Here is a 26466-nt window from a genome sequence, read left to right as displayed (position 1 = left end):
CGACCCTTGGGACGTCGCGGTGATCGACGACCAGCCGGACCGCCTCGAGCTTGGTCGCTTCGTCGTACTTCGCAGGCATGATGCGCCCATCCTTTCCAAGAAAGAAGGTGAGCACCAAACCCGGGGCGATTCACACCGACCGGGTAGACCGACGTCGGCCGATCGCCATCGTTGCGGGTCAACGGCGGCACAGAGGCAGGCTCACCTCGTGACCGGCGCCGGTCTGCTCGAGCCGATGGCCAAGTCCCGCACTGCAAACCCGACAACCTGCGGCGCTACTTCAACCCCTCACCACAAGCCAATGCGCGAGTCGACCGGCGCCATTGAGCCGCCTTCGCCTGAACTGACATCCGCTCAACTGGAATCGTCGAATCACCTTCTGCCAGGCGATATCTCCAACTTCGTTGGATTTTCGGCGATTACTACCGGGACCCCCACGGGTCGTGTTGCCCGGACATGACTGGGGCCCCGAGCGAATTACTCGGGGCCACAGTCGTTTCGGCGTGGACGCCTACTTCTGCTCGTGAGTGCCGATGATGGTGGCGCGGCCGATGGCGTTCATGAACAGGTTGAAGCCCAGGTAGGCGGGCGAGGCGTTCTCGTCGACCTCGAGGCGTTCGACGCCGACGGCGTGCACGACCACGAAGTAGCGGTGCGCGCCGTGCCCGGCGGGCGGGAACGCGCCGGTGTACTCGTGCAGGCCCGCGTCATTGCGCAGGTGGATGGCGCCGGCGGGCAGGGTGCCGCCCTTGCCGGCCTGCCCGCTGGTGAGGCTGGTCGTGGTGACCGGGACATTGGCGAGGACCCAGTGCCAGAAGCCCGAGGCGGTCGGCGCGTCCGGGTCGTACATGGTGACGGCGAAACTCTTGGTCTCGGCCGGGAAGCCCGACCAGCTCAGCTGCGGGGAGATGTCCTCTCCGCCCGCGCCGCCCAGCGCGCTGACCTGATCCAGGTGCAGGGGCTTGCCGTCGCTGATATCGGTGGAGGTCAGGGTGAACTCGGGCAGCTGCGGCAGCGGCGCGTAGGGATTGTAGGAGTAGTCGGGCACGAGCAGTCCTTTCGAATCGTCAGCTGTGCAACAGGAAGTGTTCCAGTACACGGGTGCCGAATTCGAGCGATTCCACCGGAACCCGCTCGTCGACCCCGTGGAACAGGGCGGAGAAGTCCAGTTCGGGCGGCAGTCGCAGCGGCGCGAAGCCGAAGCAGCGAATCCCCAACTTGGCGAAGGCTTTCGCGTCGGTGCCGCCGGAGAGCATGTAGGGCACGGTGCGCCCGTTCGGATCGTGGGCCAGGATGGCGTCGTTCATGGCGTCCACGAGGTGCCCGTCGAAGGTGGTCTCGTAGGAGTCGAGCTTGGTGATCCATTCCCGTTCCACATCCGGTCCGATGAGCGCGTCCACCTCCCGCTCGAATTCGGCCTGCCGTCCCGGCACCACCCGGCAGTCGACGACGGCCTCGGCGGTCTGCGGAATCACATTGGCCTTGTAGCCCGCCCGCAGCATGGTCGGGTTGGCGGTGTCGCGCAGGGTCGCGCCGATGATGCGGGAGATGGTGCCCAGTTTGGCCAGCTGACCCTCGATATCCGGTGAGCCGGGATCGAATTCGAGCCCGGACTCCTCGGCGACGGCGGCCAGGAACTCCGCGACCGAATCGGAGACCACCAGCGGGAAGGTGTGGGTGCCCAGCCGCGCCACCGCCTGCGACAGGATCGTCACCGCGTTGTCCTCGTGCAGGAACGAGCCGTGCCCGGCACGAGCCTTGGCGCGCAACCGCATCCAGCCCAGGCCCTTCTCCGCGGTCTCGACCAGATACAGCCGCCGCTCGCTGCCGTCGGGCCGCGGCACGGTCAGTGAGAATCCGCCGACCTCGCCGACCGCCTCGGTGATGCCCTCGAACAGGTCGGGCCGATGCTCGACCAGCCACTGGCAGCCCCAGCGCCCGCCGTTCTCCTCGTCGGCCACGAACGCCCACACGATGTCGCGCGGCGGTACCGTGCCCTCGATCTTGAACTGGCGGGCCACCGCCAGCATCATGCCGACCATGTCCTTCATGTCGATGGCCCCGCGGCCCCACACGTAGCCGTCGCGCACCGCGCCGGAGAACGGGTGCACACTCCAGTCGGCGGCCTCGGCGGGCACCACGTCGAGATGCCCGTGGATCATCAGGGCCCCGCGTGAGGAGTCCGCGCCCTGCAGCCGCGCGAACACATTGCCGCGTCCCGGCGCACCCGATTCGACGTATTCGGTGGTGTACCCGGCCTCCTCGAGCTGTGCGGCCACCCACTGCGCGCATTCGCGCTCGCCCTTGGTGGTTTCCAGTTCGCCGGTATTGGAGGTGTCGAACCGGATCAGCGCGCTGACCAGGTCCACCACTTCCGAGACGGCGCGAGGGGTGCGGGTTTCGGCGGTTTCGGACACGTCACCTTTCCTACCACCTCCCCGGCACCCCGTCGCCCACCGCCGCCCGCACGACCCGCCCCGCCGCAGGTCGAACGACGACCGGGAGTTGGAATCATCCGTGGCACAAGGGTTCCCGTACCCGGCGGGACGGCACCCGCGCGCCCGATCGCCGACGGCGGCCGCTCAGCGCAGGAAACGGATCGTGTTGGTCAGCGTGGCCAGCAGCGAATCCAGGTGCTGGTCGGCGATGCGGCGTTCGAGAACCTCGAGGTCCAGGCGGGTGGCGGTGGCCCACAGCTCGCCCACGCGGGCCTGGACCTCGACATCGGTCGCGGACAGCACCCACAGCAGCGGCGGCCACAACCGGGCGGTCTGGGCCAGCGCAGGCAGCATGAGCAGCGTCGGGGCGTCGAGGGTGGCCAGGCGCAGGCCCGCCCGGCGGCGCACCTCGGCGGGAGTGCGCGCCAGGGGTTCGAGAACCCCGCGCCACACCGCCAGGTCGCTGCTGCCGTCGACGGCGTCGACGAGGGTCTCGGCGATCTCCGGCAGCACCGGGTTGAGGGCCAGCCGGGTCAGGGCATTCGGGCTCAGCCGTCCGAAGAAGCGCAGCATGTCGTCGGTGGCGCCGGCTGCGATATAGGTGGCGATCAGGTCCGCCACCGCCGAGGGCGGGGCCACCTCGAAGAGGATGTCGCCCACCGCGGCGATCACATCGGGGGCGCAGCGCGCGAACACCGACAGCGCCGCGAGCCGTAACTCCTTGGAACCATTGATGACCGTGCCCAGCAGCCGCGGCACCCGCTGACCGCTGCCCGCGAGCAGCTGCCGCATCACCGCACTGAGCGATTCCCCCGAATACGCGTAGGCGGCCGAGCGGATGAGGCCCTCGTCATCGGGCACCCCCTCCTCGACCGCCTGGATCAATTCCGGTGTCGCATAGGCCAGGAACGGCCCCGCGGTGATGTAGTCGCGCCGGGCCAGCAGCTCGTTCACGATCGCCACCACCGGCGCGGGCGGTGCGTCGTCGGCGAGCTGGCCGACCGTGCGCGGATCCAGATACGGCGCACAGTCCGCGGCGTATCCGACGTCCAGCCGCAGCAGCGCCTCGATCGCCTTGGCCGGATACTTCACTCCGATCGCGCCGGCCGCGCGCCCGGTCATGGTGGGCGGCACCAGCCGCTGCACGATCGGCAGCGAGATGCTCAGCGGGATGACGGGGACCAGCTTGGCGATGCGCTCGAACACCGGCGCGTGCCGGTCGAAGAGGTTGCCCGCCATGCGTTGTTGCAGCTCGTGCAGGCGATGCGGGCCGAGGCGTTCGAGGTGGGCGAGCCGTTCCACCGGCACGTGCAGGGTCCGGGCCAGGAGGACGAGCTGGGCTCGCGTCACCAGTTCGGTCATAAGCCCGGCCGCACCGTGTACGCGTGGCAACCCGCGAATTCGACTGTGGCGGACATACTTTCCCCGTTCCCCGGTTGACCCGAGCTGGGCCTCCGGATGTCGACCGCCCATCATAGAGGTGACCGCGGGGCGAAAAGTGCAAAAAGTGCAGAGTCCCTGTACACCGTTAGGATGCGGCCATGAGTCAACCCGCGGGGTGGTACCCCGAGCGTCCCGGATCTCCAGTGCTCCGCTGGTGGGACGGCAGCCAATGGACGAATCACACTCAGCCCCAGCAGCAACCGGCGCCGGCGCCGCAGCAACCGGATCGGCCCCGGTCCGACCAGTTCGCGCAGCAGCCGAACCAGCCGCACGCTCAGCAGTCGCAGCCGCACCAGGTCCAGCAGCAGTACGCGCCGCAACCTCAGCAGCAATACGGCCAACAGCCCCAACAGCAGTACGGCCACCAGCCCCAGCAGCAGTATGCCCAACAGCCGCAACAGCAATACGGTCAGCGCCCGCCACACCCGCAGCAGCCGGGCCAGCCCTATGGCGCGCAACCGCAGCAGTTCGGCGGTCGCAGTGAGGCCAGCCCCTGGGAGCTCGAGGTCGGCAGCGCCGACAACCCCGCCGGCATTCAGCGCCAGGTGCAGCAGCAGGCCGGGATCGCCCCCGCCCAGGCCGGTGGCGGCACCGTGTTCACCGAACCCGTGCTGGTGGTGAACCAGAAGGTCAAGTTGATCGAAATGGTCAACGAGTACAGCGTCTTCGACCAGCACGGCCGCCAGATCGGCGCGGTCGCCGAGGTCGGGCAGAGCGCGCTGAAGAAGGCCGTGCGCTTCCTGTCCAGCTACGACCAGTTCATGACCCACAAGCTGGAGATCCGCGACGCGCACGGCCAGTGCCTGATGCGAATCACCCGCCCGGCCAAGGTCTTCAAGTCGAAGTTCCTGCTCGAGCACGGCAATGGCGCGCCGATCGGTGAGATCATCCAGGAGAACATGATCGGCAAGATCAACTTCGCCTTCGTGGTCAACGGTCAGCAGATCGGCGGTATCCGCGCCGAGAACTGGCGGGCCTGGAACTTCGCCATCCACGACCACACCGGTCAGGAGGTCGCCCGCATCACCAAGACGTGGGAGGGCCTGCTCAAGACCATGTTCACCACCGCCGACAACTATGTCGTGCAGATCCACCGCCAGCTCCCCCAGCCGCTGCTGTCCATGGTGGTGGCTTCCGGCCTGGCCATCGACACCGCCCTGAAACAGGATTCGCGCGGCTGGAACTGACCGCGCAAGCGGCGCGCAAGCCGACGCAAGCGCCCGGTGATCGGCCACCACCACAGTGATTCTCATGGATGAGACACGAGATGTGGTGGTGGCCGGGGCCGGACCGGTCGGGCTGATGCTGGCCTGCGAGCTGCGGCTGGCGGGGGTGGACGTGCTGGTCGTCGAGCGCCTCGCCGAACCCGATACGACGATCAAGGCGGGCGCGATCAACGTGCCCACCGCCCAGGCGCTGGGCCGGCGCGGGCTGGTGCCGGAGCTGCGGGCGGCCCACGAGGCGGCGCTGGCCCGCATGGGCCAGATGTTCGCGGGCGCAGCGGTTCCCACCGCGCCGCGGCGTACACCGGCCGGTGCGCACTTCGCCGGGATCATGCTGTGGGCCGGCAATGTCGACGGTGCGGATCCGGCCTTCGCCGATCTGGGCCCGGCGGCCGAATACCGCTTTCTCGATCAGCAGACCATCGAGGCCGTCCTGGCCCGCCGCGCCGCCGACCTCGGAGTACCGGTGCGGCGCGGGGTCGAGCTGACCGGATTCGACGACGACGGCCTCGGTGTCACCGTCGACTGCGGCGGGCACACCGTGCGCGCCGGCTGGCTGGTCGGTTGCGACGGCGGCCGCAGCACCGTGCGCAAACTGGCCGGATTCGAATTCCCCGGCCTGGGCCCCGAAATCACCGGCCGCCAGGCCCTGGTCGAGATGACCGGCGCGGAGAACGTGCCCCTGGGCTGGCACACCACCCCCACCGGCATCTTCGTCAACGGCCCCCAACCCGGCCGCATCCTGACCGTGGAACTCGACGGCCCGCCCGCCGACCGCACCAACCCGGTCACCGCCCGCGAGCTCGAGGACAGCTTCGAACGCGTCACCGGCGTGAAAGTGCAGATCTCCACGGTGGTTTCGGCCACCCGCTTCACCGACAACACCCGTCAGGTCCCCGACTACCGCAGCGGCCGGGTCCTGCTGGCCGGCGACGCCGCCCACGTGCACTCCCCGTTCGGCGGCCAGGGCCTGAACCTGGGTATCGGCGATGCGGTCAACCTGGGCTGGAAGCTGGCCGCCGTGATCCGCGGCCGATCCCCGGAGACGTTGCTGGACACCTATACTCGCGAACGCCACCCGATCGGCGCCTGGGTGCTGGACTGGACGCGCGCGCAGATCGCGCTCATGCGCACCGATCCGCGCAGCCGGGCGCTGCGCGCTGTCACCACCGACCTGCTCGACACCCCGGCGGCCACCACGCAGGTGGTGAAGAAGCTCTCCGGCGTGCTGCACCGCTACGACCTGGGCAGCGCTGACCCGCTGGTCGGTGCGGCCACACCCGATTTCGAGCTGTCCGACGACACGAGCGTGTCCGGTCACTTCGCCGACGGCCGTGGCGTGCTGCTGGATCCGACCGATTCCCCCGCCCTGCGCGCCCAGGTCGAGCCGTGGGCGGATCGCATCCGGATCGTCACCGCCAAGCCCGCTCAGCCGCGCGAGCCGCTGTCGCTGCTGATCCGCCCCGACGGCATCGTCGCCTGGACCTCCGCCGAGCCGCACGGGCTCGAACAGGCCTTGACCACCTGGTTCGGCAGCCCGGCGTGACCGGCCCCGCGGCGCCGGCCCGCGGTGGGCAGCTCACCCCACCACCGCGGCCGGCGCCGGCAGTTCCCGTGGCCGTGCCGGTGGTATCCGGTGAGTGAGACAACCGTTTTCGGTCGGCGCGACGGGCTGGGACCGTTCGCGGTGGACGAGATGGAAGGACGGTGCGGTCGTGGCCGACTGGGGTGTGGCGTGGGATGTCGAGGCCGATGTGGTGGTCGTGGGATTCGGCGGGGCGGGCTGCGCGGCCGCCGTCGCGGCCCATGATGCCGGGGCGCGAGTGCTGGTGCTGGACAAGGAATCCGGTGGCCGGGCCGGTGGCAGCACCCGGGTGTCGGGCGCGGTGTGGTTCGACAACCGCGATCCCGAGCGGGCCGCGGTCTACCTGCACAGCCTCAGTGCCGGGCGGCCGATCCCGGAACCGGTGGTGCGGGTGTGGGCGCAGGAGACCGCCCGCAACAGCGAGTGGATGGAAAGCCTCGGCATCCCGGTCGGTTTGGCGGTGCCCGCGCCACCGGAATTCCCCGACCTCGACGGCAGCGATGTCATGTGCGGCTGGATCGGCGTCGAGGGCCGCATGGGTGACGGACTGCTGTGGGCGGCCCTGTCGGAGGCGGTCCGCGACCGCGGCATCGAGGTCCGGTTGCAGACGCCCGCACGCGAATTGATCACCGGCGACGGCACGGTGCTCGGCGTGCTGGCCACCGCACCGGACGGGACCGCCCTGCGGATCCGCGCCGAGCGCGGAGTCGTGCTGGCCACCGGCGGATTCGAGGCGAACCCGGAGATGGTGCGCGATCACCTGCGCCTGACCGACCCGGTGGTCTGGGGCACGCCCGCCGCCACCGGCGACGGCCTGCGCATGGCGGTCAAGGCCGGAGCCGACCTGTGGCACATGTCCAACATGATGACCCTGCCCGGATTGCGTGCTCCCGGTTACGAAGCCGGGTTCTACACCGCGTTCCCCAACACCAACAGCTTCGTCTACCTCGGCCTCGACGGTCGCCGCTACTGCAACGAACGGGTGGCCCTGGGCCACGGCCATGCCCGCATCAACGGCAGCTACCAGCTGTTCCCCACCACCCCGATGCACATCGTCTTCGACGAATCCGCCCGCCGCGCAGGCCCGATCGTGCCCGGTCGCGAGCGCCTCGCCGTCGGCTGGGCCAGCCTGATCGAAGGCTACGACTGGAGCGCCGACAACAGCGCCGAGATCGGCAAGGGCTGGATCCACCGCGCCGACACCCTCGCCGAACTCGCCGCCATCCTGCACGTGGACGCCGACGTCCTGTCGCAGACCGTCGACCGCTACAACGCCGCCTGCGCCGCCGGGCAGGACGACCAGTTCGGCCGCCCCGCAAAGACTCTCGCACCCCTGTCCGAGCCGCCCTACTACGCCTTCACCGCGGCCCCCATCCTGGCCTGGAGCAACGGCGGCCCCCGCCGCAACGAGAACGCCGAAGTCCTCGATCCTTTCGGCGCGGTCATCCCCGGCCTCTACGCGGCGGGCAATGTCAGCTCCACCTACTCCTGGTGCAAGGACGGCGGCTTCCACATCGCCGACGCCCTCGCCTTCGGCCGTGTCGCCGGGCGGCACGCAGCCGAACGCGGCGGGAGCGCGTAGCGCGGCTGGTGGTCGACTGTGCTGGAGACAAACCTTTTCGTAAGTAGCTGAGCTATTTGTGCGTACTTGTGGGACGACTCCGTAACCGGCAGCCTCGAATTCAGCGCGCGCCGGAACCACTCGCCAACGAGCGACAAGGAGTTGTCCTGTAATGACGAACATCCAGCACAGCCCGGTGACCGTACTCGGCCTCGGTGCGATGGGGCGGGCGCTGGCGGCCGCGTTCCTGAAGGCCGGCGTGGCGACCACGGTGTGGAATCGGACGCCCGGAAAGGATGCCGAACTGGTTGCCGCGGGCGCGGTTTCCGCTCGGACGGCCGAGCAGGCGGTGGGCGGCGGTGAACTGGTCGTCACCGTGCTGCTCGATCACGCGTCCGTGCACGAGACCCTCGATCCGATCGCGGCCGAGCTCCGCGGCAAGCAGTGGCTCAATCTGACCAGCACCTCGCCGGAACAGTCGCGGGAACTGGCGGCCTGGGCGGCCGGACACGGCATCGATTTCCTCGACGGCGGGATCATGGCGGTCCCGGGCATGATCGGGGCGGAGGGCTCGAGCATTCTCTACAGCGGGTCGCAGACGATCTTCGACGCCCACCGCCCCACCCTCGAATTGCTGGGCGCGGCCGAATATTTCGGCACCGACGCGGGCCTGGCCGCGCTGTGGGATTTCGCGCTGCTCTCGACCATGTACGCCATGTTCGGCGGGTTCTTCCAGGGCGCGGCCCTGGTCGGCTCGGCCGGAGTTGCGGCCTCGGAGTTCGCGGCTCGCGCGGCGGCGTGGGTGACCGCCATGTCCCAGATGCTGCCCGCCTACGGCCGCGTCATCGACACCGGCGACTACACCGGCGATGTCTTCCAGGACCTGGTCTTCACCAAAACCGCCCTGGACACGTTGCGTCGAGCCGCATTCGATGCCGGAATCACCGCCGAACCGCTCGACGGGATCGCCTCCCTGGTGGACCGTCAGGTCACCGATGGACATGGTGCGGCCGCATTCGAACGCAGCATCGAGGCCCTGCGCGGGCAGTGACGGACCGCACGCTCGGCGGTGACCGCGCCATCCGTGCGTACCGAAATCCGCTGCGGCCCCGAGCGACTCGAAGGTCGCCGGGGCCGCAGCGTCGGCGACGTCATCGCGTGAGCTGCAATGTTGCGATCAGTGTCGTCAACTGCTCGCCCAGGCCGAGATCGGCGATGCGCTGCTCGATCTCGTTGCGCTCCAAGGCCGGCAGCGGCGACCACAGTTCCCCGATCCGCGACTGCGCATCCGGCTCGGCGGTGGCGAGGACCTTCAGCAGCGGCGGCCACAGGTGCGCGGTCGCCGCGAGCCCCGGGAGCCCCGTCAGCGTCGCGGTGTCGAAATGCGAGATGGCCCCGCCGATCCGGCGCGCGATGCCCGGCTCGGTGCGCTCGGCCAGCTCCAGCAGACCCCGCCAGACCGCGGCCTCGCCGCTACCGTCGGCCGCGCCCGCGACGGCGTCGATGGGCTCCGGTTCGGCCAGAATCGGATTGGCCGCGAGCAGGTCCAGCGTCGCGGGGCTCAGCTGCCCGGCGAAGCGCAGCGTCTCCGGGACCGCCCCGGCGGAGATGAAGGTCTCGATCAGATCGGCGATCTCGTCGGCCGAGCCCACATCGAAGAGGATGTCGCCGATCGCCACGATCACATCGGTGTCGCAGCGCGCGAACACCGACAGCGCCGCCAGGCGCAACTCCTTGGCGCCCTGCAGGATGGTGCGGGCCAGCTTCGGAACCCGCCGTCCCTCGCCGGTCAGCAGGTGCCGGATGATCACGCTGATGTTCTCGCCGGAGAACGAGTACGACGCCGACCGGATCAGGCCCTCGTCGTCGTGCACGTCGCGCTCGACCGCGTGCACCAGATCCGGTGTCGCATAGGCCAGGAACGGTCCCGCCGTGATGTAGTCCCCGCGGCGCAGCAGCTCGTTGATGATCCGCATGACCGGCCCGGCCGGGGCGATATCGGCCAGCTGCCCGACGCTGTGCGGATCCATGTAGGGTGCGGCCTCGGCCGCATAGCCCGGATCGAGCATGCCGACCGCCTCCGCGGCCTTCCGGGGGTGATCCACCCCGATCGCACCCGCGGCGCGACCGGCCATCACCGGCGGCACCAGCTTCTGCACCAGCGGCAGCGAGATGCTCAGCGGGATGATCGGCACCAGCAGCGACAACCGCGAGAAGATCGCATTGTGCTCGGCGAACATCACCTGCGCCATGCGTTCCTGCAGTTCGTGCAGGTTGGCGGCGCCGAGCTTCTCGAGATGGGCGAGCTTGTCCTCGGAGACGTGCAGCGTCCGCGACAGCAGGGTGATCTGTGCGCGGGTGACCAGGTCGCTCATCGCCCCTACCCGAGCTTGTTGCCGAACATGATCTTCTTGGCGGCCGTGCGCAACGGCCACGGCAGCGCGCCGACGGTCTTGTCGACGGCCTCGACCATGGCGATGTTCTCGGTCCGCCGCGCCTGCTGGAAGATCGCCAGCAGATCGGCGGTCTCGCCCTCGGTCAGCAGATCCAGCGCGGCCAGCGACCCACCCAGTTCCCGTTCCAGTTCGGCTCTGGCACCCATTGATTCGTCCCCATCCTCCGGAATGATCCGGATCACCCCTTGTGTGCTTACACCAATCTCTACCAAGATCACAGGTGGTGCGCCAGAGGGGTGACGGGGCGAATCCGGTCAATTGAGGTCAGCTGCAATCAGATCGGCGGCGCGGAGCGCGAACGCCATGATGGTGACCTGCGGGTTGACCCCCAGTGACGTCGGGACGACCGAACCGTCGACGACATACAGACCGGTCGTGCCGAATACCCGATGGCCGAAATCCACCACCGCTGTCCGGGCATCAGTACCCATCCGGGCGGTGCCCAGCGGGTGCGGGCCCATCATGCGGAATTGCCGCGGACTCAACCGGATCTCGGCGACCGTGCGGGCCTGATCGAGGGTGCGGATCGGCGGGGTCCCCGCGATCGGCAACGCCACCGCCTCCGCCCCGCCGTGCAGGAACAGCTCGGCCAGGCTCGCGCAGGCGTGCTGCAACGCGGCCTGGACGCGCGGGGTCAGGTGATAGCGGATCAGGGTCCGCCCGCCCGGACCGTGATGCACGCTGCCGGTGCCGGTGTCTCGCACCATCGCGCCGAACTGCTCGGTGTGGGTCCAGCGGTTCATCCATTCGGTGAGCCGCGCACCATGGAACGGCAGCGTGCCGGCCGCGAACTGCGGTGGGATGGCGACGCCTTCGAAGGTGACCAGCGGATCGCCCAGTCCTTCCACCTGGTAGCCCTGCGGGATCCCCGACCACGGCGTTCCGGGCGTCGGCATCATGGCCACCGCGCCCAGGGACGGATGCACCGACAGGTGGCGTCCCAGCGCGGGCAGGCTCAGGCCGTTGCGACGCAGCAGCAGCGGCGTCATGAGGGTACCGGCCGCGACCACCACCGCGCGGGCGCGGATCTCCACTGTCCGCGGCGCGCCGTGCGCGTCCTGGCCCTCGGCCAGCACACCGGTGGCACGGCTGCCCGACAACAGGATTCGGGTGACGGTCAGATTCGTGAACAGCTGCGCACCGCCCTTCAGTGCCCGTGGCACCCAGCTGACATTGCTCGAGCGTTTGGCCTCGGTCGGGCAGCCGTGCACGCACTGGCCCTGCCCGTCGCAGCCCACCGCATTGCGCGGCAGCGGACCGTGCGCCGTGCCCAGGGCGTTCGCGCCCGCGCCGATGATCTCCGCGACCCGGCCCAGATAGCGGGGATCGGCGGGGCCGATGCCCAGTTCGGCGGCGACCTCGTCCAGGTAGGGCGCGAACGCCTCGGGGGTGAAGTCGCCGGGGAAGCCCAGGTCCAGCCATTCCCGCAGCACCGCGTCCGGGGTGCGGAAGGCGGTGCCGGAATTGATGGCGGTCGTCCCGCCCACCAGCCGGCCCGTGCTGACGCCGAGCACCGTATTGCCGAGTGCCAGGTTGTATCCGCCATCGCGCCAATACTTCTGGGTGCGTTCTCCCAGATCCCCGCGGAACTGTGCGCGGCCGGCGTAGTCGCCCTCCTCGACCATCACCACGCCGAGGCCGTGTTCGGTGAGCCGGGCTGCCGTGGCCGCACCGCCCGCACCGGTGCCGATCACCACGACATCGCAGTCGATCGTCTCCCGCCGCGACAGCTCGGTCGGGGTGGTGACATTGGCCATCCAGCCCGGCCGCTGCTCGAGCACGGGCTCGTCGTAACGTGGCGCGCCGATCGCATCCAGATAGCGGCGGTCACCGAAATGCGCGATCCGCAACGGAGTCTCGACGGCATCGACCGCGTGCCGCAGGGCGCTGCCGCGCCGGGCCTCCTCCACCAGGGCCCGGCGTTGCGAAAACGTCAGCGCCGCAGCGCGTTTGCCGTGCCGGGCGCGCGCTGCCGCGTCGAGTCCGCGCAGCGCCGCCCGCATCCCGGATTGCATGAGCGGGGTCATATTGCCGATATAGGTGTCGACCCGGTCGATGGTGCCGGTGTCGACGGGCGGCACCGACCCGCCCGGCTCGATCAGCACCTCGGCCAGCGCTGCGAGGGTCTCGCGATGTCCCGGGCCGAGTATCCCCTCCGGATGGCGGCCCTCGGGCAGGTCGGCGCGCAGCGACACCCATGGCTGGAACGAGCGCAGAAAACTCGGATAGTCGTTGGCGAAGAACTGCATTCGCCCCTGCGCCACCCGCTCGCCCTCGCACGACAGGGTGGTGGCGAGGTTGGTGAGGCCGGCGTGCGCGCCGCGCAGCCAGCGCACATCCTTGCGACCGCTCAGCTGCCAGACGCGGCCGGCGTCGTCGCGGAACTCGAGTTCGTAGCTCATCAGCCGCTTGGTCACCGGCAGCGCGATCAGGGTGCCGAGCACCGCCGCGCCGTCCGCCCACGGCAGGGCCCGGATGGTGCCGGTGATGCGCGCGCGCCCATTGGTGACGAATCCGCGCGCGTGCCCGGATTCGCAGCGCAGATCCATGGCCACGTGATGCGCCAGCCCGTCGGCGTCGTAGAGCTCGCCGCGCATGGTCTCGAAGAAGGTCAAAGGCATAGCGGGTTCTCTCAGACGATCGGGGACACCGACGCAACCGGGTGCGGGACAAGGAATTCCAGTGCGCCGCCGTGCGGGCTGCGCAGCTCGAAGGCATTGCCGTTGATCGGGGCGACGTGCACGGAGACAGTCGCGGTCTTGGAATTGAGGCAGTAGCTGGTGTCGCGCGCCGGGTTCCGGTAGGCCAGGCACACCATCTGCTCGGGCTCGGCGTGCATGCGCAGATCCGCGGTGCCGTGTCGGCCGCGCATGCGCAGGGTCCAGGTCGGGAAGTCGAGCCGGGGGCGCTGCCGCCACAGGTCGACGATCCGGTCGAACCGGAATTCCTCGTCGCCGCGGCGGATGACCAGCATGGACAGCAGCGGCGAGGTGCGGCCCGCGATGCGGGTGCGGCCCGAGGCTGCCTCCAGTACGGCGAAGGGTTCGCCGCTCCGGGCATCGGTGAAAACGCACTGGCCCCAGGCGTATTCGGGGCTGTGTTCGCGGCCCCAGTTGTGGCCCTGCATCCCGTGCCAGCCACTGAGGTCCCAGTGCTCGCCCTGCCACTCCAGCCGGCCCGTGCAGGTCAGGACTGGAAACGGGGTCACCAGTTTGTTGTTCGGTACCGGAGTATCGAGCAACCGGTCGCTGGGCAGCAGCGACATCGGCTCACCCAGACCCGCCACCTTGCTGAAGCTCAGCTCCCAGGTGACGGTGTGCGCGTCATCGGACAACTTTCCGCTGGTCGTACCGCCGTTCCCGGTCAACGACAGGGTCAACGGACCGGCGGAGACGTCCTGCCCGATCGCGTGCGCCTCGAATCGTGCGGCCGCCAAGGGAATATCGAGACACCAGGCGTGCGTGCGCTGCCCGTCGAAGACGCTGCACCACGCCTGCGCCAGCGCGGTCCCGTCGCGCGCGGCGAGCACGGTCGCCTTGATCCACACCGCGCGCGGCGAGTGCGGGTCATTGGCGCGCACGAACCACGATTCGACGTGATCGGCCCCCGCCCGCAGCCGCGGAGCGTTCTGGGCGATGGCGGTCATGACTTGGTTGTTCACCGATTCCCGTCCTTCAGAGTTTCGGCTGCCGGCTGAGCATGCCCAGCAGCAGGTGACCGGCCCGCCCGTATCCTCGCAGCCGAGCCGCCGCTCGCGGCGTGACCGCGCCGGAGGCCAGCGCCCGCATGGCGTCCTCGAGCTCGGGCCCGTACGGATACCACCAGGGCCGTTTCGGCCCGAACGCCGGGCCGCGCGGCAGGTCCACCACCTGCACCCAGCTCGCATCCAGCAGCGCATCGACCCCGTGTGAGCGGCCGAAGCCCGACCGGCCGACCCCGCCCCACGGCAGTTCCGGTGTCGAATACATGGTTGCCGCAACATCATTGATCGACACCGCGCCCGCCCGCAGCCGCTGCGCCAGCGTGCGGGCGCGTCCGACATCGGCGGAGAACACACTCGCGGTGAGCCCGTACTCGGTCGCATTGTGCAGCGCCACCGCCTCGTCGTCGGACCCGAACCGCGCGATCGCCGTCACCGGCCCGAACGTCTCCTCTCGCCACACCTCGGCCGCCGTGACACCCGCACCGCTCACCAGCGCGGGCGAAAGGTGGCGGTCCCGCAACGGTTCTCCGCCGCGCACCTGCACGCCGCCCTGCCGCGCCGCGGCGAGATGGCGCTCCCACACCCGCTGCTGGCGCTCATCGATGGCCGGCGCCAGATCCCGCCCGGTGTCGATGCGCCGCACCTTGTCCTCGAGCCGGACCAGGAACGCGTCGTGCAGCGAGTCGTGCACCAGCACCCGCTCGATCGAGCAACAGGCCTGTCCCCCATTGAAATTCGCACCCCAGGCCACCGCCGAGGTGGTGAACTCCAGGTCGGCATCGTCGAGCACGATCGCGGCGTCGACCCCGCCCAGTTCCAGCCCGACCGGAATCGGGAAGCGTGCGGCCGCCGCCATCACCGTCCGCCCGGTGGCCACCGAACCGGTGAACAGCACCTTGTCCGGCCGCCCGGCGATCAGCTCGGCGCCGACCGCCCCGTCCCCGACCGCCAGTTGCACGACCCCGGCGGGCAGACCGCAGTCTGCGATCAGCTCGACCAGCGCCTCGGCCACCCGCGGTGTGAGCTCGGAAGGCTTGAGCACCACCGCATTTCCCGCGATCAATGCGGGAAGCACCTGACTGAACGGAATCAGGAACGGCAAGTTCCAGGGTGCGATGGCGACCACGACCCCGTAAGGCTGATGGGTGCGCAGCGCCTTCCGATGCGGCACGGTCGCCGAGCTGATCCGGGTCGCGCCCAGGGTGGCGACGGCACTGTCGAGGTGATGGCGAGCCAGGGCGATCGCCGGGACTACCTCGTGCGCCAGCGCCTCGGCGAGTGGTTTGCCGTTCTCGGCGGCGATCCCCTCCGCGATCCGGTCCATCCGGTCGAACAGCAGCTGCGGCAGCGACCCCAGCACCTGGACCCGTTCGGCGACCGTCAGCGCAGCCCACTCCGGCTGCACCTCCCGCGCCCGCTCGAGCAGCACGGCCGGGGTAACCACGTCCGGCCGCTCGGCGCGAGCCTCGCGTTGCGATTGCAGAGGGGGCGTCATACGCGTACCGCCTTGTCCAGACAGATGATCTTGGCCTGGTGGCCAAGTGGTCAGACCAATATATCGATCCAGCGTCGAAACACAAGACCGTCGCCCGGATCGGTCAGCTGTGCCCAGCGCTCGCCGGGGCGGGGCTCGGCACGCGCGGCGGGCTACACGCCGGGATCAGGCCGGTACGGGCGTCGGCCCGTGAGACCGACCGGTAAGGCTCGTATTCGAGTGGTCTGAATTCTTCTGCTGGGTGAGCGCGAAAACCGCTGAGAGCAACGATCACCCGCAACTTGCCACGATCGTCCATCCTGTCGAGGGTGCCCGTTCAGAAGAAGTAGCTGCCAGGATTGCGCGCAGCTGCATCAGGGCGTCGAACGGAGTCGATGCCAGGCGTGTGTCCACGGGCACCGGCGGTGGCGGATCCGGCACCACCGCACCGAGCTTGACCCAGGGAAATTCGCTGAACAGGTCCGCATAGTGGGTGTGACCGAGGACGATTTCCTGCTTACCGTTGCAGCCGGACGCCGTGTCAACGGGCACCGACGCGACCAACCAGGGGTGCGGCGGCGCCCTGTACGCGCTGCAGTGGGGTCACGCAGAGCCGTCGCCCCCATAGCACAGAACGGGAGAGACGTCGAGGACGGCAACCGTGTTCTGAGCATGTCGCGCCCTCGCGTTGCGCGAGGCCTCCTCGTATCGCCGTCATGCCGGCGAGTCCCTGGGTGGGTCGTTCAGCTCGAGGGCGCGCCGTGCCGGGATCGGAGATCCGCGACGAGATCTCCTCCGCCGCAGGCCGATACGCGGCTCCGTAGAAAAAGCAATCGAATTTGATCATTGAATTCGCGGGCGGAATGAAGATCAAATAGCGTCATCTAAGCAAAACGTGCTGTTAGCTCATTGTTAACGGTGATTATTCACACAAAAATAGCGGTAGATTTGCAGATCTCTTCTTCATAACATTTTGTTGTGCGCCGTGATGGCGTCGTTATCTGTCTGTGAAAGGAAGACTCCATACATGTTCTCTCGCAAGATCGTTGCCGCCGCCACCCTCTCGGCCGCCGCCCTGTTCCTCGGCCCGGTCGCGGTGGCCTCGGCTGCCGGCTCCCCCGCCACCGGCCTGGGCGCAGGTTCGGCTGACGCCGGCTCGTCCTCGGGTTCGGCCGGCTCGTCCTCGGGTTCGGCCGGCTCGTCCTCCGGTTCGGCCATGCTCGACTCCGGCAGCTCGGCACTCGACGGCGGCACCCACGCCATTGTCAACATCCTCGATGCGATCAATGGTGTCAGCAACCTGGGCAAGTCCAAGCCCGCCTCCTGATTCGGGCGGTGGTGCCGGACCTGCCACACCACCGGCGCCCGTGGACACACGGGTGGCGTCGACCCCGTTCGACGCCCTGATACAGCTGCGGGTCAATCCCCGCAGCTACCTCTTCTGAACGAGCACCCTCGACAGGATGGACGGTCGCGGCAAGTTGCGGCGGCCGTTGCTCTCAGCGGTTTCGCGCTCACCCAGCAGACGAATTCAGACCGCTCGAATACGAGCCCTCACCAGTCTCGCATCACCGAGCTCGGCCCACGGAGACTCGCTGAACGGGTCCGCATTGTGGATGTGACCGAGGACGATTTCCAACTCGCCGCCAGGCCCGAATTGCCTTCTCTGGTTGTCGATCTGGACCGTTGGCAGTGTCGGCCTGGTGACCAGCTTCGCACTTTCGGTGGTCATGACCCCGGCGTGGTCGGGCCGGCAGGATGCGGTGCCGGAGCAGGTCGAATCCCGCTCGGCCATACATTTGTCGTTTGATCAGTCTGGTTTTCGTGTTGACACCTTCGATCGGGCCGCTGCTGTAGGGCAGGGTCAAGCCCGCGACGACGGCGTCGTGGTCCTCGTCGACACCGGTGAGGCATGGTTTCGGCTCGATGAGGCCGGCCGCACGAACCTGCTTGATCCAGCAGTCGATTTCCGGTGCCGCACCGATACGGGCGGGGCGTCCTATGCGCCGGGTCGAGTCTGACGGAGAAATGTGTCGAACGACTCCGCCGCGATCGCCAGCAGGGCATCCGCCGCCGCCCGCGCTTCCTGGGCGTCGCCCGCGATGACCGCCTCGGCCAGTCCGCGGTAGCGATCGATGCTGCCCACCTCACCGGCCATCACCCCCGCCAGCGCCTCCACCGCGGGTTCATACACCGCGCGCAGATCGTTGTAGAGCAGCCGATACACGATCGAATCCGCACCATCGACCAGGTGATCCCAGAAAGCGACCGCCGACATCTGCTGCGTCACCGGATTGTGTTCCACCGCAAGCGCTTCCACCGCCGCGTGCAGCGCCTCGGCCAGCCCGGCCCCGGCGCGCTCGGCGGCCAGCCCCGCGACCTCCCGCCCGAGCACGCGCCGCGTCTCCAGGATCGATCGCACCACCGTGGGGTCCAGCTCCCCCTGCCGGATCAGCAACCGCGGCAACATCTCCAGCCCCGCGTGCCGCCGGAAGTCCTGTACCGTCGTCGACCCACCCTGCCGCACCTCGACCAGCCCGGTGTGCGCCAACCGCTGCAGCGCCTCCCGCACCGTCGGCCGCGACACCCCCAGCGTCTCCGCCAGGGCCCGCTCCGCCGGCAAGGCCGCCCCCGGCGCCAACTCCCCATCCAGCACCTCACCCACGAGCTGCTCGAATACCGTGTCCGGCACCGTTCGCCGATCGATCCGCTTGAACGCCATCCTCGAACGCTAAATGCGCCCACCCAAACAGGTCAAGCGGCCAGACCAGTTGCTACCACGACCCATACGAGGCCGCCGCAGCGGCGGCGCGAAATTGCCGGGCAATGGGCGATCGAGGCGCACCAGATCGACCGAGCCGCCGATGAGCCCGGATTGCAGTGCGGGATGGGGTCGAGACGGTGAACGGTAGCGCCGCGGCAGCCGCCGACCAGGCGAGCACGCCGCTGACCAAGATCAGCGAACCCTTCTACTTGCCCATGATGAGCTCCTGGTTACGGCGTCGCGCACCCGCGCAGCGCGGCATCGGCGGATCGTCGCGAACGGGCCGCCCGGCGAAGCGGTCCCCGAGCGGCAGTGCCGCGCACCGGGCCCTGACGACCGAGCGCATGGGTGCGGCGTGGTGGAGATTTGCCCGGAATTGCGTGCTGCGGGCTTCCCGATCTTGGTGGCGTGGGTCGTGCGGGGTTCGGGGTGTGAGGTTCGGTGGGCGGGTGCGGGGTGCCGACTACGCCGGGTTCGCTGGGTCTTACGCGGGTGTTCATGTGGTGTTGGCGCCGGGGGTGCCGACGGTAACCCGTTGCCCTGCACGATCGGCCTCGTGCGCATCGTTCAGCTGGCGAACTTCTATGGTCCGCGGTCGGGTGGGTTGCGCACCGCGTTGCATCACCTGGGTGAGGGATATGCGGCCGCCGGGCACGAGGTGGTGCTGGTCGTGCCGGGGCCGAAGCGGGCCGAGGAGGTGCTGCCGACCGGGGTATTGCGGATCACGGTGCCCGCGCCGCAGATTCCGTGGACCGGCGGCTACCGGGCAGCGGACCCGCGCCGGGTCGCCGACACCCTGGCCGGGCTGCGGCCCGATGTGCTGGAGGTGTCGGACCGGTTGACACTGCGTGGCTTCGGCCGGTGGGCGCGCCGCCGCGACATCGCGGGCGTGATGATCTCCCACGAGCGCCTCGACCGGTTGCTGGGCCAGATCTTGCCCGGTCCGATCGCCCGCCGCGCCGCCGACGCCGCCAACCGCCGCACCGCCGAGGACTACGACGTCGTCGTCTGCACCACCCAGTTCGCACGCGAGGAGTTCCACCGCATCGACGTCGAGAACGTCGAACTCGTCCCGCTCGGCGTCGATCTGGACATGTTCCGGCCGGACCGCCACGACCACCGCCTGCGCACCGATCTCGGCGCCGACGACTACCCGTTGCTGGTGCATTGCGGCCGCCTCTCGGTCGAGAAACGGGTCGACCGCAGCATCGCCGCGGTGAGCGCACTGCGCCGCCGCGGCCTCGACGCCCGTCTGGTCGTCGCGGGCGACGGCCCCCGCCGCGACGCCCTCGAACGCCGCGCCCGCACCATCCCACCGCTCCCGGACGGCCGCCCCACCGTCCACTTCGCCGGCTTCATCGATGACAGAACCGCTTTGGCCACCCTGCTCGCCACCGCCGACGTCTCCCTGGCCCCCGGCCCGCACGAAACCTTCGGCCTGGCCGCACTCGAAGCCCTCGCCGCCGGCACCCCGGTCGTGGTCAGCCGCTCCTCGGCGCTGGCCGACATCATCACCGCCGAAGCCGGCGCGGTGGCCGCCGACCACCCCCGTGCTTTCGCCGAAGCCGTCACCGACGTGCTGTCCCGCCCGGCCGCCGAACGCCGCCGGGCCGCCCGCAGCCGCGCCGAGGAATTCACCTGGCCCGCCGCCGTTTCCGGCATGCTCGGCCTGCTCGGTCAGGGCTGACCGGTCGCCTGGGGGAGCGACGGATCAGCATGCCGGGTGAGCAGTGCGCAAGGCGCTCGCACCGCTCACCCGGGCTACCGGGCGCGACCCTCGCACGGCAAACCCGACTTTCGCTGAAGCCGGTCAGTCGCGCGACGGGTCGGGCTGCCAGGGCACGTAGGGCCGTCCCGACGCCTCCGCGGCGTTTTTGGAGGAGTTCAGCTGGTACGGCGTGATCCCGCCGGGCTGCCACGGTCCGGCCGAGCCCGCCGCGAGCGCCGACCCGGCCTTGGGAACCAGGCCGATCTCATTGCGCACCACCGTGATCGGGCGGTCGGCCAGCGAGAACCAGTCCAGGTCGAGGAAGTCGTGGCTGCCCCGGGTGAGTGCGCCGCGCCGCATGGCATCGCCGAGCCGTTCGGCCATGCCGTGCGTGCTGAGGTGGCCTTCGTCGGCCTCGAACAGGCCCGCGCCCGCGCGCAGGTACCCGGTCTCGAACAGCGAGATCACCATGGCCAGCAGGCTGAACGCGCGCGGGTCGTCATTGGCGCGGGCCATGAAGGCGAAGACCTCGATCTCGTTCTCGAGGGTGGTTCCGTACCCGGCGAGCACGTGCACCCAGTCGTGCTGGGCCAGCAGTGGCGGCGCGGAACCGGGCAGACCGGGGGTGACGAAGCCCCGGTCACGGTAGAAGTCGGCGACACCGCGTCCGAGCGTGCCGACGGGCAGGTCCCACAGTTCGGCCCAGCGCCCGGCCAGCACCGGATCGTCGGTGACCGCGCTCCACGAGCTGTCCAGGCCCTCGGTGTGGAGCGCGTCCAGCCGCAGCGTATTCGTATTGCCCAGATAGCCGTTGCGGGTGAAGTCGACCGCGGCCAGATCCACCGCGCCCTCGGCGTAGCGCTGCGCGACGGCGATCATGTCGTCGTCGACCCCGAGCGCATCGGCGAACTCCCGCAACCGGTTTCCTGCTTCCGCGGGCAGCGGCCGCACCACCAGCGCCGCGAGCAGCATGGTCTGCACGATGCGTTCCCGGAACACCCGATTGCGCCGCGCCATGCCGTCCGCGAACTCCGCCGCCCCGATCGGGCGCACCTCGGCCAGTTCCACCGGATGCCCGGTCATCGACAGGAACAAGGCCGGAACCAGCAACTCCTGCAGCGGCGTCAACCCCGCCTCCCCCGCCGCCGCACTGACCACACCCCGCGCCAGGAACCGCACCTCGGCGGCATCCGGCGGCGTGAGCAGCACCTCGTCCATCGACACCCTCCCGAACCTCGGGGCCCCAGCGGCCCGCCTCATTCTCACCGCGAAACACCGCCGCTGCGCGCTCATTTCACTGACGGCGTAGTCCGCCCATCTCCTGCCCCTGTGCACGCTCATGCCCGGCTGCCGCCAGCGCATGTGAGAGGCCGGACAACCCCGGGCGACCGTCCCGGGGCTATCCGATTGAATTTCGAGTGAACACCGGCGTGTAGCCATTCTGCGCGCGGTATTCCGTTGTGACACTGGAGTTGTGAGCGCTGAGCTACTGGTTCTCTTGATCGTGGTGGTTACCGCGTTGGCGTTCGATTTCACCAACGGGTTTCATGACACGGCGAATGCGATGGCGACCTCCATCGCGACCGGCGCGCTCGCTCCCCGGGTGGCAGTGGCCCTTTCGGCCGTGCTCAACCTGGTCGGAGCGTTCCTGTCGGTGGAGGTCGCCAAGACGGTCTCGGGTGGACTGCTGAATATCGGCGGCATCCACGGTATGGCCTTGCTGCACATAGTTTTCGCGGGCCTGGTCGGCGGAATTCTGTGGAATCTGTTCACCTGGCTGGTCGGAATTCCGTCGAGTTCCTCCCATGCCCTCTTCGGTGGCCTGATCGGGGCCGCGGTCGCGGCGCTGGGCGCGAGCGGCGTGATCTGGACCGGGGATCAGAAGACCGGCCTGATCAACAAGATCATCCTTCCGGCCCTGCTGGCCCCCTTCGTCGCCGCACTGGTGGCCGGAGTGGGCACCTACGCGGTCTACTGGCTGACCCGCCACTCCCGCAAGGACCGGGTGAGCACCGCATTCCGCTGGGGCCAAATCGGTTCCGCGTCCCTGGTCTCGCTGGCCCACGGCACCAATGACGCCCAGAAGACCATGGGCGTCATCTTCATGGCCCTGGTCGCCCGCGGGACCTATACCAATGCCGACGACATCCCGCTGTGGGTGAAGGTGTGCTGTGCCCTGGCGATCGCCGCGGGTACCTACCTGGGCGGCTGGCGCATCATCCGCACCCTGGGCAAGGGTCTGGTGGAGATCGATTCGCCGCAGGGCTTCGCGGCCGAAACCTCTTCGGCGGCCATCATTCTCACCTCGGCTCAGTTCGGCCTGCCGCTGTCGACCACCCAGACCGCGACCGGTTCCATCCTGGGCACCGGCCTGGGCAAGCCGGGCGCGGAGGTGCGCTGGGGTGTCATGGGCCGCATGGCCGTGGCCTGGGTGCTGACCCTGCCGCTGGCCGGTCTGGTCGGCGCGGCCTGCTGGTGGGTCGCCGATCTCGGCGGTGGCCTGCTCGGCGTGCTGATCGTGCTGGCCGTGCTGATCGCCCTGTCGGTCTCCATGTACCTGCGCTCGCGCCGCAATCCGATCGACACCAGCAATGTCAACGACGACTGGGCGGATGGCCTCACCCCGCCGGCCCAGCCGCGCGAGAGCGCCGCGGCCTGAGGAGAGCGAGCATGCACACCTTCAACGCCATCGCCAAGTCCCTGGGCGAGGTCACGCTGATCGCGCTGGTGCTCGGGGTCGGGGTGCCGGTGATCTTCGGGATCGGCGTCCGGCTCTGGGCACTGGAACCGGCCGCCGACGGCCCGGCCACCGCCAACCGCAATGTGGTCGTCACCGCCATCGCCTACCTCTGCTTCGCGGCGGCCCTGATCGTGGTCGCCGCCGGAATCCTCTATATCGCCAAGGATTTCATCAGCCACAGCTTCGACATCCAGTTGTTCGGCGCGAAACCCCCGAAGAAGTGAGCCATGACGACCAATCGTTCGATCCTCGCCACCGTCCTGGCCTGGCTGCGCGCGGGCTACCCGCACGGCGTCCCGCGTGAGGACTACGTGGCCCTGTTCGCGGTGCTGCACCGCAAGCTCACCGACCGCGAAGTCGACGAAGTCATCGAGGGATTGCTCGCCTCCGGCGGCGTGCTGGACCGGGCCGCCATCGAAACCGCCATCGCGCAGCTCGCCCACGAGAAGCCCGGCGCCGACGACGTGAACCGGGTCGCGGCCCGGCTGGCGGCCGGCGGGTGGCCGCTGGGCGACCCGTCCGAGGCGTGAATTCCGTTCCGGCAGAGTAGAACCGAGCACCGATGGAGTTGTCCGAGCTACTGGCCAGAATTGTCGGCTGGCTGCGCGCCGGGTACCCGCACGGTGTTCCCGACACCGACTATCTGCCGCTGCTGGCCGTACTGGCGCGGCGGCTGTCCGAGGACGAGGTGCGGCAGGTGGCCGCCGAGCTGGTGCTGCTCGGCGCGCTGCCCGCCGACCGGGCCGACGTCGGGGTGATCATCACCAAACTCACCGACGAGATGCCGCGCGCCGCCGATCTGGATCGGGTCCGCGCCCATCTGCGGGCGGGCGGCTGGCCGATCGATGACAGCTGGCCGGAGCCGTTGCAGTAGCGCCGCAAACGCCGAAGATGCTTCGGTGTGACCCAGCTCGCACTCGTTGATTCCGGGCATTCGGATAGTGGAGTGCGAATTCAGAGAATCTTATTCACGTCTCTGGCGCTGATCTCGCACAATATTCATACTGACTCTCTGGCGGCGATCCCGCCTCAACCCCAGTCGAGAGAGTCAGGAGTGCGGATGAAGATCGGAATTCCCCGCGAGGTCAAGAACCACGAGTACCGGGTAGCCTGCACGCCCGCCGGTGTGCACGAGTTGGTGGCCCGCGGCCACGAGGTGGTCGTCGAGGCCGGCGCGGGTGCCGGCTCGACGTTCGAGGACGACGCCTACCGCTTCGCCGGTGCGCAGGTGCTCGACACCGCCGACGAGGTCTGGGGCGTCGCCGATCTGGTGCTCAAGGTGAAAGAGCCCGTCGCCGAAGAGTATTCGCGCTTGCGTGCGGACCAGGTGCTGTTCACCTACCTGCACCTGGCCGCCTCCCGGGAGTGCACCGACGCCCTGCTGTCCTCGGGCATCACCTCCCTCGCCTACGAAACCGTCACCGCCCCCGACGGTTCCCTGCCACTGCTGGCCCCGATGAGCGAGGTCGCGGGCCGGTTGGCGCCGCAGGCGGGCGCGTATCACCTGATGCGCAGCGGCGGCGGCCGCGGCGTGCTCATGGGCGGTGTGCCGGGTGTACGCCCGGCGCGCGTGGTGGTGATCGGTGCGGGCGTGTCCGGGCGCAATGCCATCGCCGTCGCGCACGGCATGCACGCCGAGGTCACGGTGCTCGACTTGAACATTCAGCGCCTGCGCGAGATCGACGACCTGTACCACGGCCAGGTGCGCACCGTCATGTCCAACCGGCTCGAGGTCGAGAACCTGGTGCGCGAGGCCGACCTGGTCATCGGCGCGGTGCTGGTGCCCGGCGCGAAGGCTCCCACCTTGGTCTCCAATGACCTTGTCGCCCAGATGAAGCCGGGTTCGGTGCTGGTCGACATCGCCATCGATCAGGGCGGCTGCTTCGCCGATTCCCGCCCCACCACACACGCCGATCCCACCTACCGGGTGCACGACTCGATCTTCTACTGCGTGGCCAATATGCCCGGCGCGGTTCCGCACACCTCGACGGTGGCCCTCACCAACGCCACCCTCCCCTACGCGGTCGCTCTGGCCGACAAGGGCTGGCGCGACGCCGTCGCCGCCGACCCGGGCCTGGCCGCGGGCCTGAGCACCCACAAGGGCGAACTGCTCTCGGAATCGGTTGCGGCAGCACACGGTTACGCCGCACACTCCGTGGCCGCCTGAGGCCTCATCCGGAAAGGTCGACACGGTAATGCCCAGGGATGGCGATCGGCCATGACCCACGAAGGATGGTTCCCACCCGACGGTGATGTCCACGTGCGAATCTGGCTGGCCGATGTGGTCTTCGACTACACGGTCACTGCGGTAGCGGTACGCAACTTGATCCACGATTGGCGGCAAAGGCATTGGTTCACAATCGAATTCATACGCGACACCTTCGACGAATGCCGGCTGCTGCCGCGCCTGCCGTGTGAACGACTGTTCGTCGGACCGTGAGGGCTCCGCTTACTGAACCAACCTTTCCGGACATGGCACCAGCCCCGCGCCGCCGATCAGGTCGCGGGGCGATGCCCCGGGCGCACGTGCTCGAAGATGAGGATCGTCTCCGTGGACGCGACGGCGGGATGCGCGCTCAGATGCTCCAGCACGAAGGTGCGCAGCTCGCCGGAGTCGGCGGTGGCGACATGGATCAGGTAATCGTCGGCCCCGGCAATGAAATACACGTTCTCGACCTCCGGCAGCGCGGCCATCTGCTCACCGAATTCGGCCAGCTGGCCGCGCGCCGCCGCACTCACCCGCACCGCGATCATGGCCTGCAGCTCGCGACCCAGCGCGGCCGGGTCGATATCGGCGTGGAACCCGCGGATCACCCCGTGCTCCACCAGCGCCCGCACCCGGCCCAGGCAGGTCGAGGGTGCGATCCCCGCCGCCGCGGCCAGCGCATTGTTGGTCATTCGCCCGTCGCGGGCCAGCTCATCGAGCAGCAGCCGGTCGATGGCATCCAGCGGAACCGCCCCGCCCGGCACATTCGATCCTGAAGAAACCTTCTTCATGGAGGAACTGTATCGAACTTCCTTCGTGCGGGAGGGGCAGATCAACGAAATATTCGTACAGAGCGGTCACTCGCCGGCCCAGATGTTCCAGCTGGTGGCGCCCCGCTCCCGGTACCCGCTCCGCTGCAGGTAGGGCACCTGCCGGCTGAAGTACCGCTTCGCCTCGCGCTCCTCACCGCACTGCGCATGCTGCGCCAAGGCTCGTTGCGCGACTTCCAGATTCAGTACCGGGTGGTCCGGCACGCTGTGCGTAACAGGTCGATTCACCACATCAACTCCCTACGTGTCGAGCGTCGGCGGGTGCCGGCGTCCCGCACGCGATGAGCCGACGCTTGGCCTGGTTCTTCACCGGACACACCGAAACCAGGCAATTC

The 26466-nt window shown here is 69.1% G+C and carries 24 protein-coding genes and 1 pseudogene; 12 read left to right on the top strand and 13 right to left on the bottom strand.

Translation table 11 applies throughout. The annotated features are described in order from the left end of the window. Window positions 1-511: 511 nt before the first annotated feature. The 3 genes from ACFXKA_RS23505 to ACFXKA_RS23495 all read right to left on the bottom strand — a co-directional run bounded on the left by ACFXKA_RS23505 (window position 512) and on the right by ACFXKA_RS23495 (window position 3800). Window positions 512-1048 carry a YbhB/YbcL family Raf kinase inhibitor-like protein gene (locus tag ACFXKA_RS23505; protein ID WP_379428902.1) on the bottom strand — a complete coding sequence of 179 codons (537 nt, stop codon included), beginning with the start codon at window positions 1046-1048 and terminating at the stop codon, window positions 512-514. 19 nt (window positions 1049-1067) lie between these two features. Then, the gene (locus ACFXKA_RS23500) at window positions 1068-2417 is read right to left on the bottom strand and encodes a M20/M25/M40 family metallo-hydrolase (RefSeq protein WP_354832484.1); all 1350 of its coding nucleotides are present in this window, start codon (window positions 2415-2417) and stop codon (window positions 1068-1070) included. A gap of 165 nt (window positions 2418-2582) precedes the next feature. Continuing rightward, window positions 2583-3800, bottom strand: coding sequence for a hypothetical protein (locus ACFXKA_RS23495; protein WP_379428901.1), 1218 nt, complete (start codon window positions 3798-3800; stop codon window positions 2583-2585). A gap of 179 nt (window positions 3801-3979) precedes the next feature. Between ACFXKA_RS23495 and ACFXKA_RS23490 the strand changes: the two genes are divergently transcribed. The 4 genes from ACFXKA_RS23490 (at window position 3980) to ACFXKA_RS23475 (ending at window position 9301) form a co-directional block, all read left to right on the top strand. Beyond that, window positions 3980-5068 (top strand): phospholipid scramblase-related protein, encoded by a 1089-nt coding sequence (locus tag ACFXKA_RS23490; RefSeq protein ID WP_379428900.1) that lies wholly within the window; start codon window positions 3980-3982, stop codon window positions 5066-5068. A gap of 64 nt (window positions 5069-5132) precedes the next feature. Continuing rightward, window positions 5133-6650, top strand: coding sequence for an FAD-dependent monooxygenase (locus ACFXKA_RS23485; protein ID WP_379428898.1), 1518 nt, complete (start codon window positions 5133-5135; stop codon window positions 6648-6650). Window positions 6651-6819: 169 nt separating this feature from the next. Further along, on the top strand, window positions 6820-8271 hold the full coding sequence (locus tag ACFXKA_RS23480) for an FAD-dependent oxidoreductase (RefSeq protein ID WP_379428897.1): 1452 nt from the start codon (window positions 6820-6822) through the stop codon (window positions 8269-8271). Window positions 8272-8422: 151 nt separating this feature from the next. Further along, entirely contained in the window at window positions 8423-9301 is an 879-nt protein-coding gene (locus ACFXKA_RS23475; RefSeq protein ID WP_379428896.1) for an NAD(P)-dependent oxidoreductase, read from the top strand. A gap of 100 nt (window positions 9302-9401) precedes the next feature. On the opposite strand, the gene ACFXKA_RS23470 is transcribed toward ACFXKA_RS23475, so the two are convergent. The 5 genes from ACFXKA_RS23470 to ACFXKA_RS23450 form a co-directional block, all read right to left on the bottom strand. Further along, entirely contained in the window at window positions 9402-10625 is a 1224-nt protein-coding gene (locus ACFXKA_RS23470) for a hypothetical protein (protein WP_379428895.1), read from the bottom strand. Window positions 10626-10630: 5 nt separating this feature from the next. Beyond that, the gene (locus ACFXKA_RS23465; RefSeq protein ID WP_379428894.1) at window positions 10631-10852 is read right to left on the bottom strand and encodes a hypothetical protein; all 222 of its coding nucleotides are present in this window, start codon (window positions 10850-10852) and stop codon (window positions 10631-10633) included. Between the two features lie 108 nt (window positions 10853-10960). Beyond that, window positions 10961-13327, bottom strand: a complete 2367-nt coding sequence (locus ACFXKA_RS23460) for a GMC family oxidoreductase N-terminal domain-containing protein (protein ID WP_379428893.1) — start codon at window positions 13325-13327, stop codon at window positions 10961-10963. Window positions 13328-13338: 11 nt separating this feature from the next. Next, window positions 13339-14367, bottom strand: a complete 1029-nt coding sequence (locus ACFXKA_RS23455) for a hypothetical protein (RefSeq protein ID WP_379428892.1) — start codon at window positions 14365-14367, stop codon at window positions 13339-13341. Window positions 14368-14380: 13 nt separating this feature from the next. Beyond that, window positions 14381-15904, bottom strand: coding sequence for an aldehyde dehydrogenase family protein (locus ACFXKA_RS23450; RefSeq protein WP_379428891.1), 1524 nt, complete (start codon window positions 15902-15904; stop codon window positions 14381-14383). A gap of 1006 nt (window positions 15905-16910) precedes the next feature. Here ACFXKA_RS23450 and ACFXKA_RS23445 point away from each other — a divergent pair. After that, window positions 16911-17210: a hypothetical protein gene (locus tag ACFXKA_RS23445; RefSeq protein WP_354832508.1), complete on the top strand. Its 300-nt coding sequence runs from the start codon at window positions 16911-16913 to the stop codon at window positions 17208-17210. Between the two features lie 427 nt (window positions 17211-17637). On the opposite strand, the pseudogene ACFXKA_RS23440 reads toward ACFXKA_RS23445, so the two are convergent. After that, window positions 17638-17880, bottom strand: a pseudogene (locus tag ACFXKA_RS23440) (transposase); the annotation flags it as partial. A gap of 2 nt (window positions 17881-17882) precedes the next feature. Next, window positions 17883-18605 carry a FadR/GntR family transcriptional regulator gene (locus ACFXKA_RS23435; protein ID WP_379428890.1) on the bottom strand — a complete coding sequence of 241 codons (723 nt, stop codon included), beginning with the start codon at window positions 18603-18605 and terminating at the stop codon, window positions 17883-17885. 598 nt (window positions 18606-19203) lie between these two features. Between ACFXKA_RS23435 and ACFXKA_RS23430 the strand changes: the two genes are divergently transcribed. Further along, on the top strand, window positions 19204-20334 hold the full coding sequence (locus tag ACFXKA_RS23430) for a glycosyltransferase (protein ID WP_364610405.1): 1131 nt from the start codon (window positions 19204-19206) through the stop codon (window positions 20332-20334). 123 nt (window positions 20335-20457) lie between these two features. Here the strand turns inward: ACFXKA_RS23430 and ACFXKA_RS23425 are convergent, their stop codons facing one another. After that, window positions 20458-21579 carry a hypothetical protein gene (locus tag ACFXKA_RS23425; RefSeq protein WP_379428889.1) on the bottom strand — a complete coding sequence of 374 codons (1122 nt, stop codon included), beginning with the start codon at window positions 21577-21579 and terminating at the stop codon, window positions 20458-20460. Between the two features lie 250 nt (window positions 21580-21829). Between ACFXKA_RS23425 and ACFXKA_RS23420 the strand changes: the two genes are divergently transcribed. The 6 genes from ACFXKA_RS23420 to ACFXKA_RS23395 all read left to right on the top strand — a co-directional run bounded on the left by ACFXKA_RS23420 (window position 21830) and on the right by ACFXKA_RS23395 (window position 25535). Then, a complete protein-coding gene (locus ACFXKA_RS23420) occupies window positions 21830-23014 on the top strand; it encodes an anion permease (protein WP_379428888.1) in 1185 nt (394 codons plus the stop codon). Window positions 23015-23025: 11 nt separating this feature from the next. Next, window positions 23026-23319 carry a hypothetical protein gene (locus ACFXKA_RS23415; RefSeq protein WP_354832519.1) on the top strand — a complete coding sequence of 98 codons (294 nt, stop codon included), beginning with the start codon at window positions 23026-23028 and terminating at the stop codon, window positions 23317-23319. A gap of 3 nt (window positions 23320-23322) precedes the next feature. Next, a complete protein-coding gene (locus ACFXKA_RS23410) occupies window positions 23323-23625 on the top strand; it encodes a DUF3349 domain-containing protein (protein ID WP_379396769.1) in 303 nt (100 codons plus the stop codon). A gap of 32 nt (window positions 23626-23657) precedes the next feature. Next, entirely contained in the window at window positions 23658-23969 is a 312-nt protein-coding gene (locus ACFXKA_RS23405) for a DUF3349 domain-containing protein (protein ID WP_354832523.1), read from the top strand. A 186-nt stretch (window positions 23970-24155) separates the two neighbouring features. Next, window positions 24156-25262, top strand: coding sequence for an alanine dehydrogenase (gene ald / locus ACFXKA_RS23400; protein ID WP_379428887.1), 1107 nt, complete (start codon window positions 24156-24158; stop codon window positions 25260-25262). Between the two features lie 51 nt (window positions 25263-25313). After that, entirely contained in the window at window positions 25314-25535 is a 222-nt protein-coding gene (locus ACFXKA_RS23395) for a hypothetical protein (RefSeq protein WP_354832527.1), read from the top strand. Window positions 25536-25591: 56 nt separating this feature from the next. On the opposite strand, the gene ACFXKA_RS23390 is transcribed toward ACFXKA_RS23395, so the two are convergent. Continuing rightward, window positions 25592-26092 carry an Lrp/AsnC family transcriptional regulator gene (locus ACFXKA_RS23390; protein ID WP_354832529.1) on the bottom strand — a complete coding sequence of 167 codons (501 nt, stop codon included), beginning with the start codon at window positions 26090-26092 and terminating at the stop codon, window positions 25592-25594. Window positions 26093-26158: 66 nt separating this feature from the next. Beyond that, entirely contained in the window at window positions 26159-26359 is a 201-nt protein-coding gene (locus ACFXKA_RS23385) for a hypothetical protein (protein ID WP_379428885.1), read from the bottom strand. Window positions 26360-26466: the final 107 nt, after the last annotated feature.

The organism is Nocardia sp. NPDC059228 (assembly GCF_042754245.1).
GTDB lineage: Bacteria > Actinomycetota > Actinomycetes > Mycobacteriales > Mycobacteriaceae > Nocardia.
This window is presented reverse-complemented; position numbering and strand designations above follow the sequence as displayed.

Coding starts and splice junctions, on each gene's coding strand:
- ACFXKA_RS23410 (WP_379396769.1), top strand. CDS start 23,323: ATGACGACCAATCGTTCGATCCTCGCCACCGTCCTGGCCTGGCTGCGC.
- ACFXKA_RS23475 (WP_379428896.1), top strand. CDS start 8,423: ATGACGAACATCCAGCACAGCCCGGTGACCGTACTCGGCCTCGGTGCG.
- ACFXKA_RS23460 (WP_379428893.1), bottom strand. CDS start 13,327: ATGCCTTTGACCTTCTTCGAGACCATGCGCGGCGAGCTCTACGACGCC.
- ACFXKA_RS23495 (WP_379428901.1), bottom strand. CDS start 3,800: ATGACCGAACTGGTGACGCGAGCCCAGCTCGTCCTCCTGGCCCGGACC.
- ACFXKA_RS23485 (WP_379428898.1), top strand. CDS start 5,133: ATGGATGAGACACGAGATGTGGTGGTGGCCGGGGCCGGACCGGTCGGG.
- ACFXKA_RS23465 (WP_379428894.1), bottom strand. CDS start 10,852: ATGGGTGCCAGAGCCGAACTGGAACGGGAACTGGGTGGGTCGCTGGCC.
- ald (WP_379428887.1), top strand. CDS start 24,156: ATGAAGATCGGAATTCCCCGCGAGGTCAAGAACCACGAGTACCGGGTA.
- ACFXKA_RS23395 (WP_354832527.1), top strand. CDS start 25,314: ATGACCCACGAAGGATGGTTCCCACCCGACGGTGATGTCCACGTGCGA.
- ACFXKA_RS23390 (WP_354832529.1), bottom strand. CDS start 26,092: ATGAAGAAGGTTTCTTCAGGATCGAATGTGCCGGGCGGGGCGGTTCCG.
- ACFXKA_RS23490 (WP_379428900.1), top strand. CDS start 3,980: ATGAGTCAACCCGCGGGGTGGTACCCCGAGCGTCCCGGATCTCCAGTG.
- ACFXKA_RS23415 (WP_354832519.1), top strand. CDS start 23,026: ATGCACACCTTCAACGCCATCGCCAAGTCCCTGGGCGAGGTCACGCTG.
- ACFXKA_RS23445 (WP_354832508.1), top strand. CDS start 16,911: ATGTTCTCTCGCAAGATCGTTGCCGCCGCCACCCTCTCGGCCGCCGCC.
- ACFXKA_RS23450 (WP_379428891.1), bottom strand. CDS start 15,904: ATGACGCCCCCTCTGCAATCGCAACGCGAGGCTCGCGCCGAGCGGCCG.
- ACFXKA_RS23435 (WP_379428890.1), bottom strand. CDS start 18,605: ATGGCGTTCAAGCGGATCGATCGGCGAACGGTGCCGGACACGGTATTC.
- ACFXKA_RS23470 (WP_379428895.1), bottom strand. CDS start 10,625: ATGAGCGACCTGGTCACCCGCGCACAGATCACCCTGCTGTCGCGGACG.
- ACFXKA_RS23405 (WP_354832523.1), top strand. CDS start 23,658: ATGGAGTTGTCCGAGCTACTGGCCAGAATTGTCGGCTGGCTGCGCGCC.